Origin of the sequence: Paenibacillus sp. LjRoot153 (genome assembly GCF_964253085.1) — a bacterium.
In the GTDB taxonomy this organism is placed as follows: domain Bacteria; phylum Bacillota; class Bacilli; order Paenibacillales; family NBRC-103111; genus Paenibacillus_E.
On record NZ_CAXUQH020000001.1, the window covers coordinates 6680586 to 6693068 of the forward strand.

Annotated in this window: 8 protein-coding genes and 2 riboswitches; of the genes, 4 read left to right on the forward strand and 4 right to left on the reverse strand. The window is 48.7% G+C overall.

Going from position 1 to position 12483, the window contains the following annotated elements:
- Positions 1-2: 2 nt before the first annotated feature.
- On the reverse strand, positions 3-920 hold the full coding sequence (locus tag ACSQ8P_RS28790) for an aldo/keto reductase (protein WP_436238329.1): 918 nt from the start codon (positions 918-920) through the stop codon (positions 3-5).
- A gap of 157 nt (positions 921-1077) precedes the next feature.
- Here ACSQ8P_RS28790 and ACSQ8P_RS28795 point away from each other — a divergent pair, with 157 nt between their 5' ends.
- Positions 1078-1872, forward strand: coding sequence for a helix-turn-helix domain-containing protein (locus tag ACSQ8P_RS28795; RefSeq protein WP_436238330.1), 795 nt, complete (start codon positions 1078-1080; stop codon positions 1870-1872).
- Between the two features lie 270 nt (positions 1873-2142).
- Here the strand turns inward: ACSQ8P_RS28795 and ACSQ8P_RS28800 are convergent, their stop codons facing one another.
- Positions 2143-2739, reverse strand: coding sequence for a sulfite oxidase-like oxidoreductase (locus ACSQ8P_RS28800; RefSeq protein ID WP_436238331.1), 597 nt, complete (start codon positions 2737-2739; stop codon positions 2143-2145).
- A 44-nt stretch (positions 2740-2783) separates the two neighbouring features.
- Positions 2784-3173: a glycine cleavage system protein GcvH gene (gene gcvH, locus ACSQ8P_RS28805; RefSeq protein WP_436238332.1), complete on the reverse strand. Its 390-nt coding sequence runs from the start codon at positions 3171-3173 to the stop codon at positions 2784-2786.
- A gap of 198 nt (positions 3174-3371) precedes the next feature.
- A riboswitch (glycine riboswitch) is annotated at positions 3372-3468 on the forward strand.
- A 1-nt stretch (position 3469) separates the two neighbouring features.
- A riboswitch (glycine riboswitch) is annotated at positions 3470-3590 on the forward strand.
- A 91-nt stretch (positions 3591-3681) separates the two neighbouring features.
- Here gcvH and gcvT point away from each other — a divergent pair.
- From gcvT to gcvPB, 3 genes are read left to right on the forward strand one after another with little or no spacing between them, the layout of a single operon-like run.
- Positions 3682-4776 (forward strand): glycine cleavage system aminomethyltransferase GcvT, encoded by a 1095-nt coding sequence (gene gcvT / locus ACSQ8P_RS28810; protein ID WP_436239624.1) that lies wholly within the window; start codon positions 3682-3684, stop codon positions 4774-4776.
- Between the two features lie 35 nt (positions 4777-4811).
- Positions 4812-6167 carry an aminomethyl-transferring glycine dehydrogenase subunit GcvPA gene (gcvPA, locus tag ACSQ8P_RS28815; protein ID WP_436238333.1) on the forward strand — a complete coding sequence of 452 codons (1356 nt, stop codon included), beginning with the start codon at positions 4812-4814 and terminating at the stop codon, positions 6165-6167.
- A complete protein-coding gene (gcvPB, locus tag ACSQ8P_RS28820; protein WP_436238334.1) occupies positions 6164-7621 on the forward strand; it encodes an aminomethyl-transferring glycine dehydrogenase subunit GcvPB in 1458 nt (485 codons plus the stop codon). The genes gcvPA and gcvPB overlap by 4 nt, the downstream gene beginning before the upstream one ends.
- Before the next feature lie 118 nt (positions 7622-7739).
- Here the strand turns inward: gcvPB and ACSQ8P_RS28825 are convergent, their stop codons facing one another.
- Complete coding sequence (locus ACSQ8P_RS28825; RefSeq protein WP_436238335.1) at positions 7740-12167, reverse strand: OmpL47-type beta-barrel domain-containing protein; 4428 nt, start codon at positions 12165-12167, stop codon at positions 7740-7742.
- Between the last annotated feature and the right edge of the window lie 316 nt (positions 12168-12483).

A 12483-nucleotide genomic window follows, 5' to 3' on the forward strand; every position in this document is an offset into this window, starting at 1 on the left:
TTCTATTCCTCCTTCTCAGCCGGAAATAAACTTTTGCCCTGAAATAAAGCATATACCTGTTGCAGCTCATCTGGATCCAGTCCATGCCCATCACAAAATGCCAAGTTCGTGCGCAGGACATCCGGTGTGGCGGCTCCCGTCAAGGTAACATGAATACCTGGATTCGACAGACTAAAACGCATAGCTGGCTCGACGAGACCGTGCGGCGCTGTTTTGCGTAAAAACCTGAGCTGCTCCATTCGTGTCGCTGCCTCATCGATGAGGTTAGGCCTCAAAAACGGTGCCGGCGTATCGGCAAGCAAGCCGAGTCCAAGTACACTGCCGTTAATAACACCAATTTCCTTCTCTGTTGCGAGCGGGAGCAGTTCGTCCTTTGCCGTATGATCAATCAGCATATATCTCGCATAAAACTGGATGCTGTCAAATCGATTTAGCCAAACATATCGCTGCAGAAGTGACAAAATTCTTGTCGAAACGCCGATATAGCGAATCTTTCCATCATCCCGCAGCTTCTCCAGGGCAGGAAGCGTCTCGTTCACAATCGTTTCATACGGAACCTGCTCCACATCGTGAATTTGCAGCAGATCAATCCAATCGGTTTGAAGCCGTTCCAAACTATGCTCAACGGAGCGAATCGTTGTCGCATAATTGAACGATTCTCCCGGACCTACTGCCTTCGATGCCAACATAACCTCGTTTCTTCTTCCACCGTTCAGCGCCTTGCCGATTCGACGTTCCGACTCACCTCTGCCGTAGCTCGGTGCCGTGTCGATAAAATTGATGCCACTATCCAACGCCTCATGGATCATCTTCTCGACGTCACGTTCATCTGCAGGTCCAAAAACCCCTCCAAGGGGTGCGCCGCCTAGCCCGAGTTTCGATACACGAAGACCGGTGCGGCCGAATGTAGTATACTCCATTTGTCTATCCCTCCTACTGTAAATTGTAGTGTTCATCCTTTATAATCAAAATAGCCAGAGTTCCCCATCTCATGGCATATCTTCTCTATTTGAGGAAGAGGCGAAAGCACACGTGGAATTTATTTATACAGAACCGATTGGTTTAACCGATCTGGCGGTGCTCGAGGTCGGCACGCAAAGTTGCCTGCCAGACATGTCATTCGGGCCCAGCGTAAGAGATATGTACATTCTTCATTACATTCACAGCGGATATGGTACTTACTCGACTGGCGGCCGAACGGAACGGATCGGTCCTGGCGAACTGTTCCTCGTTATGCCAGACACCGTCCACTCGTATTGTGCCGATTCGGATGAGCCCTGGAGCTACTCTTGGTTCGGCTTTGTCGGGACGTTGGCCACCCGTCTGGTCGAACTGGCTGGATTTACTGCCCTGTCTCCTGTCCGAACTGCTGACTCGACATTGCCAATTGAATCTCTTTTTGGCAATTTAATGAGGCTGCGCAAAGAACCGGCCAAGGAGCTCCTTCTGACCGCTCTGCTGTACCAGATATTCGGTACGCTGGCCATACCGGACGATGCGCCCCCGTTAAGAGCAGATGTCGGACACCACGTTCGGAATGCTGTTTCCTATATGAACGCCCGCTATGCTGATCGCATCGGTCTAAACGAAATCGCTGAGCATGTAGGACTGGACACCAAATACTTGTGCCGTCTCTTCCAGCAGCGCCTATCCATGTCCCCCTACCGATATTTGACCGATGTTCGGATGAGAAAAGCTTGCCGTCTTCTCCGCAGGCAGCTTCTCAGCATCGCCGAAATTGCTCTTTCCGTGGGCTACCAAGACCCCCTGATGTTTTCGCGAATGTTCAAACGGACAATTGGTATTTCCCCAACAGCATATAGAGAGAAGGCCAAATTGGAGAGCGGAAATACATCCTATGAAACTTCCTGATTATTCCTAAAAATGAAAATAAGCCTATCGATGACAGGCTTCAAATGGTATATAGTAACTAACCTATATGAAAAGAAAATAACCCCACTCAGGTTAGCGCCATAGGGTAGGGGTTATTCATTTCCGGTATGTCACTCGGAGTGTCTCCATCCAAGTGTTGTGCAGGAGACGGACCGCGAATCCGTCTCTTTTGTTATATTTACTCTAACATACTCAATTCATATTCATACCCGCAAATAATTATTAATTGCCACTTAAGTTTTTGAATCGCTAATCAAAATCGTAGCGTTCTTCTTTCCATGGATTTCCGTACATATGATATCCATTCCGCTCCCAGAACCCTGGCTTATCCTTCGCCATGAACTCGATACCTCGCAGCCATTTGGCGCTCTTCCAGAAATAGAGATGCGGAACTACCATCCTTACAGGTGCTCCGTGGTCAGGTGTTAGCAGCACACCATTATGTCGGATGCCTAGAAAAGACGTCTCCATCAGGAAATCTTCCAGTGGAAGATTCGTCGTCCATCCATGCTCCGCGTGCAGCATTACATGGGTTGCTTCTGGCTTCAGCTTCACTTTGCTTATCAGCTCCGACACAGCAATGCCTTCCCACACATTGTCCAACTTGGACCACGTAGTCACACAGTGGATGTCATTCTTAAATTCCTTGCGTGGCAGCGCCATGAAATCCTTGTACGTAATGGTGAACTCTTCCTCCACCAAACCGAACAGACGCAAATCCCATTTGCTCATGTCGTTGTAGTAGGGCACGGACCCATAGTGCAGCACAGGCCAGCCTTGTGTCAGCGTTTGCCCAGGAGGAACACGATCATTCGGATCCTGCGGCAGCTTTTGCCCAAATTGCATGGAACACCCTCCATCCATCCATTTCGCCTAAATCGAAGCAAAAACTAGTCGTTACCGATATAGGAGCTGTATTCGGCAGCGCTCAATAAGCCTTCCAATGCTTCCGGTCCAGAAATTTCAACCTCAACCATCCAGCCTTCTCCGAAGGATGCATTGTTAACTAACTCTGGCGAGCCTTCCAACGTGCTGTTCACAGCTGTCACTTTGCCAGATACCGGGCAGAAAATATCCGAAACCGTTTTGACCGATTCCACACTTCCAATGCTCTCATTCGCTGTTACGGAAGCGCCAACTTTCGGAAGCTCCACGAATACAATATCACCCAATTGATCTTGTGCAAAATCGGTAATCCCTATGCGAACCACCGTATCCGATAGCTTCTCTACCCACTCGTGCTCTTTGGTGTATAACAAATTGGCTTGTACATTGCTCATCAGTCCACGCCTCACTTACTTACAAATTTTGCTTTTAGCTTAATCTACTGTGAACATCAAAGTCAAGATGGCTGTCCGAGATGCAGGGAAACGAGCATGCAGACCCTCTACTGACCTTCAAGCACAAAAGTTACTGTTGACAATCTACACCAATTTAGGCACATAATGAAGATAAGTAGGCTAATTAAATATTGGCGAATGAGGATACAGGGAGAGACTGCAGAGCACGTTGGCAGCGCCGAAGGAGTAAGCCCATAGTGGTGAATCTCTCAGGCAAAAGGACCTGTATCGGACGCGACTCTGGAGAGCTTCGAGGAATCAGCAAGCACGATGAATCGAACACCCAAGGGGAAACTTAACGGTTGAGCGTATAGGTTCATCCGTTCTAGGCAACTCTCAGGTACAAAGGACAGGGGCAAAAGGTATGTTTGTGTTGCATACCTTTTGCTCTTTTTTGGCATTTCCGGAAATACTACCAACGGAAAATCACTCGATGGAAGGTGAGGTTATACGCATGCTGAAACGAACACCGCTTTTCCCGATTTACGCGGAGTATGGCGCGCGAATCATTGATTTTGGCGGCTGGGAGCTGCCCGTACAGTTCACTGGCATTCAAAAGGAGCATGATGCTGTCAGGGGGCAAGCGGGTCTTTTTGATGTGTCGCATATGGGCGAAGTTCGTATTCAGGGCCCGGATGCTTTCGCTTTTTTACAACGAGTTACGACGAATGATGTGTCTAAACTGGTGGAAGGGCAATGCCAATACAGCCTCCTGTGCTACCCGAGTGGCGGAGTGGTTGATGATCTGCTAGTTTACAAGCTGAGCGAAGATGACTACATGCTGGTTATCAATGCCTCCAACATTGAGAAAGATATCGCTTGGCTGCAGCAGCATCTGACAGGTCAGGTCGAGCTGATCAACATTTCTGATGAGACTGCCTTGCTAGCGCTGCAAGGACCTCGTGCAGTTGATATTGTAGCAAAATTGACCGACGCACCAATTCAGTCGTTGAAAACTTTCCATTTCCTCACCGATGTGAAGGTAGGCGGTGTAACCACGTTGCTATCCCGCACGGGGTACACAGGTGAAGATGGTTTTGAACTATATGTCGATCAGAAGGATGCTATCGCATTGTGGCGGGAACTGCTGGAGGCTGGTGCCGAGCATGGGCTCATCCCGACAGGTCTAGGAGCTCGGGATACACTTCGCTTTGAAGCGCGACTTCCCCTATACGGACAGGAGCTGTCCCCCGAAATTTCGCCGCTTGAGGCGGGACTTTCCTATTTTGTGAAGCTGGATAAAGGTGATTTCATAGGGCGGGATGCCCTGCTCGAGCAAAAAACAAACGGAGTGCCACGTAAACTTGTTGGCATTGAAATGCAAGAACGCGGCATTCCGCGTCCTCATTATGCCGTATACGCTGAAGGTAAACAGATTGGTGAGGTAACAACAGGTACGCAGTCTCCAACGTACAAAACGAATGTTGGCTTAGCTCTGATTGATTCCGCGTTTAGCGCCCTAGGTACGGAAGTCTTTGTAGAGATTAGAGGCGCGCAAGTGAAAGCTTCAGTCGTTACTACCCCTTTTCACAAAAAGAAATAATTCCCGAATCCGGGTTGGAAGGAGCATCCCTTGACATGAAACATCGTTATTTACCTATTACGGAGCAGGATCAAAAGGAAATGCTGGAAACCATCGGCATCTCCTCCATGGAAGAGATGTTTAGCGATATCCCGCAGCAGGTGCGGTTTCAGGGTGAACTGCAAGTGGGGAATGCCCTCAGTGAGCAGGGATTACTCCGATATATGCGCGAGTTGGCAGGGCGCAACGCGGATTTCCAGCGCTACGCCAGCTTCCTCGGCGCTGGCATCTACGATCATCACCTTCCGGTGGTGATCAATCATGTCATTTCGCGGTCCGAATTCTACACCGCGTACACGCCTTATCAACCGGAGATTAGCCAGGGGGAATTGCAGGCGATTTTTGAATTTCAGTCGTACATCTGTGAGCTCACCGGCATGGCCGTGGCGAACGCCTCGATGTACGATGGGGCAACAGCGCTGGCCGAAGCCGGCGCGCTAGCCAGCGGCGCGACGAAGCGCAGCCGTCTGCTCGTGTCCCGCGCGGTGCACCCGGAGGCGCGCGCTGTCTTGCGCACGTCCGCCCGCGGGCTGAACTTGGACGTCGTCGAGATCGCGGTTACACCCGAAGGTGTAACCGATCTGGACGATCTCGCGTCCAAGCTCGAGAGCGACGCAGCCTCCGTCATCCTCCAATCACCGAATTTCTTCGGCTGCTTGGAGGATATCGCGGCTGTAGAACCGCTCGCGCACGGCGCGGGCGCACTGCTCGTCGTGAGCGCTAATCCGCTCACGCTCGGGCTGCTCGAAGCGCCGGGCAAGCTCGGCGCTGACATCGTCGTCGGCGATTGCCAGCCGCTCGGCATCCCAGCTGCGCTGGGAGGGCCGAGCTGCGGCTACTTCGCCGTCGCGGAGAGCTGGATGCGCCGCATGCCGGGGCGCATCGTGGGCCAAACCGTGGACCGCGATGGCAAGCGCGGTTTCGTGCTTACGCTGCAAGCGCGGGAGCAGCATATACGACGTGAGAAAGCTACGTCGAACATCTGCTCAAACCAAGCGCTTCTAGCGCTTTGCGCATCCGTGTACTTGTCCACGATGGGCAAGCAAGGGATCCAAGACGTCGGCACGCTGAACGTCCGCAAAGCCCATTACGCGGCGAATCGCCTTGCCGCGTCAACCAAACTCGCGCTGCCGTTCACAGGCAGCTACTTCAATGAATTTGCCGTCAAGCTGCCGGACGGCACAAACATTGAGGAGCTGAATCGTCAGCTTCTTCAGCGGAACATCATCGGCGGCTACGATCTCGGCCGCGACTATCCAGAGCTAGCCGGCCATATGTTAATCGCCGTCACCGAACAACGTACACGCGAAGACATTGATAGCTTTGCAGCCGCATTGGAGGAACTCGTATGAACAACGAAAAAGCACTCATTTTTGAAATGAGCCATCCTGGACGCGTCGCGTATTCCTTACCCGAATCGGATGTTCCCGACGTGAATATCGATGAACTTCTTCCTGCCAAATTTCGGCGGCAGCTAGAGCCAGACCTACCCGAGGTATACGAAGTCGATGTCATCCGCCACTACACGGCGCTTTCTCGTCGCAACTTCGGTGTAGATAATGGTTTCTATCCGCTAGGCTCGTGTACGATGAAATATAATCCCAAAATCAACGAAGACGTCGCCCGCTTCCCCGGCTTTGCTCATATTCATCCGTATCAGCCGGAGGAATCGATACAAGGCGCCATGGAGCTGTTGTACAATCTCCAGCATGATCTCGAAGCGATCACAGGCATGGATCGCGTAACCTTGCAGCCTGCGGCTGGCGCACATGGCGAATGGACGGGGCTCATGATGATCCGCGCATATCACGAAAGCCGCGGCGAACACCGTACCAAGGTCATTTGTCCGGATTCCGCGCATGGCACGAATCCAGCCAGTGCAACGGTTGCTGGCTTCCAAACCGTGACGATCAAATCCGATGAGCGCGGCCTCGTGAATATCGACGAATTGCGCCGTGCCGTTGGTTCCGATACTGCCGCTCTTATGCTCACGAACCCAAACACGCTCGGCTTGTTCGAAGAACAAATCGTCGAGATCGCCGAAATCGTGCATGCCGCAGGCGGCCTGCTCTACTATGATGGCGCGAACGCGAATGCCATTATGGGCATCACGCGGCCAGGGGACATGGGCTTCGATGTGGTCCATCTCAACCTGCACAAAACCATGAGCACTCCGCACGGCGGAGGCGGTCCAGGCGCGGGTCCCGTTGGAGTCAAAGAACGGCTGATTCCTTTTCTGCCGACGCCGCTTGTAGCCCAACGTGAGGATAACAGCTTCTATTTCGACTACAACTATCCACAGTCCATCGGTCGCGTCAAAGGCTACTACGGCAACTTCGGCATCCTTGTTCGTGCATACACGTATATTCGTACACTGGGTCCGGAGGGCTTGCGCAAAGTATCTGAGTACGCCGTCCTTAACGCAAACTATATGCTAGCTCGATTAACACCTTATTTCGATGTTCCACATCCTCGTTTCTGTAAGCACGAATTCGTGCTATCTGGGAATCGCCAGAAGAAGCTGGGCGTACGTACACTCGATATCGCCAAAAGGTTGCTCGACTTCGGCTACCACCCGCCAACGATCTACTTCCCGCTCAGCGTGGAAGAATGCATCATGATCGAGCCAACGGAAACGGAAAGTAAGCAAACTTTGGATAGCTTCATCGATACGATGATCGTCATCGCCAAAGAAGCAGAAGAGACGCCAGAGTTGGTTAAAAATGCCCCATACACGACCGTCGTCAGTCGAATGGATGAAGCGTTGGCAGCTCGGAAGCCGGTTCTGAATTGTACCTGCGGGTAAAACGTACATCTGACTCACGCTACGACATGTGAAAAGGCTGATTCCAGAAGTAGAATACTACTTTTGGGATCAGCCTTTATTTGGTGTTACGACCTCACTTTAAGATTAACTCCTATTTTCACTGAGATGACCATTTCACAATCAAATTATTTGCATCCGCAAGAAAGATAGCTTTTACTCCGCTGTTATCAATATCTTTCCCAATTTCTGCTTTATTCAGATGCTTCACAAAGTCCTCCATATGCTTTGCAGCCTGATCCGGTCGATTCACATCCATTTTATGCTGCGCCTGCTTGAGGGCGTTGCTCAACTGAGATGTTAATGAATGGCTTAAAGAAGCACTATAGCGAGTAAGCAGCTGATCCATGGCTTCTATGCTGGTTGTCACATGGATTTGGACATTTTTAAGCAATTTATTTCCAGCTATATCTTCAACCATGATAGATACATGATTACTTCCAACTTTTCCCGCTAAATCAATAACTACGCTTGAGCTCCTTGTCAGATCTAACGCATAGACCGAGCCGCTAACCGTGATCTGTGCAGATGCTAATCCAGATAGATTATCGGACACTTGGAAGGTTAGAGGCAGATGATCATCAAACGAGTCTCCTTCCCTTAACTCATTGCCATTGATCAAAAACTTATAGCTAGGCAGTGTTACATCAACATGTACGGTCTGCTGTTTCACTTCTTCCACATTGCCTGCCTTATCCACGGAGTGGTACTGGATTGAATAAGAACCGTCTTGCGGTAGTGTAAACGGTCCCGAATACTCCGTCCAATTCGTCGAATCACCAAGTGTGTATTCCGTCTTGGCTACTCCAGATAAATCATCAGCAGCATGTAACGATACGACATTCGACGTGTACCAGCCGCTGTTAGCCGCTCCTGCCAAAGCAAATTCGGTAACTGGCTTTGTTTGATCTAAAAGGATCGAGACTGAATCTGACATTGGCGATTCGACAGATACGCTGGTAGACGTAACCTTATAGTAATAACGTACTGCAGGATCAACTCCACTGTCCGTAAAGCTTGCTGCTCCTCCCTGATAAATAGGCGCATAGGTGCCACCTGCACTGGTTGATCTGTACAGTGTATAGGAGGTTGCCCCGATCGCTTTGTTCCAGGAAAGCTCCGCAGAATGGGATGTTGTCGAATCAACCTGAAGTCCCCTTAAAGGATCATGTGTCTGTGTTTGATCAACAATCATCAGCCAGTTGATCAACGGATCCTGTGAAGCCGTATTTCTCACCGTAACCGTGATCGTGCCATCCGTCACATCAACAGAATTTCCATAGACTGTATTGGAAATATAAGTGATCGCATTCTTTTTAACCCCATTGATATATAAGTCAGCTTTCCTGGAGGCATTATTCCATATATCGTTGAAGCCTGTGTAGACTGTGTAGGAACCATTCTTCACATTGAACTTGTAGGTCAGGTCCGTACCCGCAGGGGAATTACTAACATTGCCGCCATTCAGATATCGGAGTGTTGAGAAAATATCTCCACTTGCTGAACCTGCTGAATTCGAATTCGTTCCTACATAGCCCCAAGGAGCCGGATCGGCAGCGTTATACGCCTGTTCAACTACGTCCTTATTAACAAGTGTATCTTGAAGATATGAGGTTAACTGGCTGTAATCACTTGTCGCATAACCACCGCTGTTTACGAAATAGATGGTCTTATCAGGAACGGCGTATATTTTAAAACGTAACGCTTTATTATTAAACTGTGGAAGAACAGCCTGTAAGGTATACACACCTGGAAGTGCAAATGTATTCGCCGTTATAGGCTGTGAATTGACTGACCATGTTACTGCGGTTGTCGTTGCAACCGTTGCACCACTTGGGAGTACTGCTACCTGAGTCGGTAAATTCAGTACTGCTCCCGTAGCAACAACTTCAGGCAATTTCAGATTAATGTCCATTTTGCCCATACTGTTCAATACATCTTTATTCCAAGTGCTATACCATCTTATCGAGATATCCGTACCTTGCCCAAATTCAATTGGCAGCCATATATATTTGGCACCGCCATTTGTCGTAAACTGTCCGCCATTCCAATCGTCCCCCACATAAATGAATTTTCCTTTCGCGGGGTCAACTGGGATCACAAATGTCGATTGCGATTTAAATGCTGTCATGGGGTCTGGATCTGATGTCGATGTCCTTACAAATGGATTCACCGGCGTTGACCATGGACCAAACATAGAATCTGCAACACTGAATTTATTCTCATTCGGAGACCATCCAGTTGCACCAGAAGTGATCATGTAGTACTTTCCATTCGATTTAAATATAGCTGGAGCTTCACGCTGAGTACCAGGAAATACTCTTACGTAATCTGTGCCGTAAACAGCCTTATAGCTTGTATCGCGGACAGGTTTGCCATTAGCATCTACATGGCCATCTGTGTGCCAGCCAGTCACGTCAGAGTAATCATCCAACAGCTTGGAAATATAGATCGTTAGATTTTCTTCACTGGAATAGATGAGATATCCCGTACCATCATCATCTTTAAACAAATTCATATCGCGCGCCATGCCAGGGTTGCCAGGCTGATAATCGATCTGCCCCGTTGGTGCTTGATCCATGCGGTAGCTCTTCTGGTAGATAAACGGTCCTATAGGTGAATCGCTTATGGCATAACCGGCTTGCGCTTTGCCATAGTTCGCGTTGTTATTATACGGATCTTTATCTCCATCAATATGAGCCCACATGACATATTTTTTTGTTTTATCATTATAGATAACTTTGGGTCTTTCAATAATTCGGCCCGTTCGAATATCTGCCCAGATGTTTATCGTATCCGTTCTACCGGCATAGAGCGCGGAAATGAAAGGATCGTTCGTAAAATCATCCATCGATTTGACCATGGTGAGTGCCATACCTTCATCTGTCCAATTATACAGATCCGTGGAAGAATAAACTCTCACTCCAGCTGCAGGCCAAGCGCCTTTATGGTATTCACCGTACCAATAGTATTTCTGCGCTTTCTGATCATACATGATACCTGCTCCATGGGCATCAATCGGGTTCCCACTGAGATCTGACCATATCGTACCAGGTGTAAAAGCTGTCCTCACTGTGCCTACGCCAAGCGGATCTGATAAGGCTGATGAGATCCCATCTATGACGGCAACTATTTTATAAAAGTATCCTGTGCCTTGCGTTAAGCCTGTATCGATATACACCGTATTCGGACCGCTGTATATCTGACTATACGTTCCAGTCGCACTTGAGGATCTGCTTATTTGGTACGTTACGGTTGTTCCTTGCAGGGCGTCCCAGGTTAGTGCAGCTGTTGTATCTGTAACTGAAGCTGCTTGGAAATTTCCAGGGGCATCATAGCGATACGTAGAAGCCTGTACAGATGCTGCTGGAGATTCACCAATCGTGTTATAAGCTGTGATTTGATACTTATAGGCTGTGTTAGGATTTAACCCAGTATCTACGTAGTTCAAGGCCGTTCCGTCATATACCGGAGTGAATGTGTTTCCCGCATCAGCAGATCGATACACCCGATATCCGGTTGCCTTAACTGCCGCTGTCCAACTCAAATTGATTTTCGAGGCGTTTACGGCTGTTGCAGTCTGTCCCGTAGGTGCTGCAGGTGGTGCTGGCGTAGTCCGAACACTTATTTCAGAAGACCATTGCGATTCCGTCAGTCCGCCATAGAGAAAGGCTACTTTATAATAATACGCGGTATCAGAAAGTAACCCCGTATCCACAAAGCTGTTGGTTGCGCTAGTGGATACAAAGGTATAACCGCTATTTGCCGTCGTTGAGCGATAAATATTGTAACTTGTTGCCCCGTCTACTTGCGGCCAATTCAGGGATATCGTGGAGTTGGTTTGGGTGTTGGATTGAACCACTGATGTGTTGACAGCCGGTGCGTCTGTTACTTTCACATCATCCAAATAAATGGCTTGCCATTTATTCCGAATTCCGATTTTCCCACTTGGAAATGTCGTGTCGGACTCATCAAAAATTAGTTTATCAACGCCATTGTTAACGATATAGCATCTAATGGAATTGCCGACCGTAACCATTTTTAGCGTATACCATGTGTTTTTGTTCATGGGATAACTGAAGCTTCTTATCGTTGTATCCGCACCGTTGATTCTTTTAGAAAGAACCAAGGTAGTGGTCGTTTGCATTTGAAAATAATAAAAGTTTCTATAGTCTTGTACTCGCGCCAGAATACCCGGATAAGCTCCACCGGCACCTGTATAGAAACGCATGGTAACGGTAGAATTCGTCCATGTAGAATCTCCCGCGGTAATGATACCTTCACCAGCGTCCGTCTGATTTAACATTTTATTAATGGCATCTGTGGGGTCTGTATTCACTTTCCATGCTCCAGAGGTTGCTGTCCATACAGGATTAGTCGTATAATCGCCGTCCGAGAAATCATCCTGTAAATAGGTCGTGGGTAGCGCAGGAGCCGCTGAAGCTTCTGGTTGTTTGGTGAGATTAAGAGATGTAATGGCTATCAACAGCAAAAACCATCCTAACAGTTTGTGCTTTCTATGCATCATGCTCCGTCTCCTTTTGTGGTTGAGATGAGGTGGGTTGAGTGATGAGTAAAGTAACCTCCCGTACATCAAATTTCGCTTTGCGATTTCATCACCTCTGTCTATATGGTAGAACCATAACCCGTATCTGTGTAGTCTACATACCGTCTAACACTGAACAATCCTTCCATTCGCAGCATGAACAAAAGCAACTTATATGAACTCTCGCGTCTTCCAGCTGCTTGTAAACATGGATTCTATCATTGGACTTTTTTGCATGTTATAAAAATGGAAAAAGCCCTCATCTTGTCTGAACAAGATGAGGGCTTCAAGATTAGAT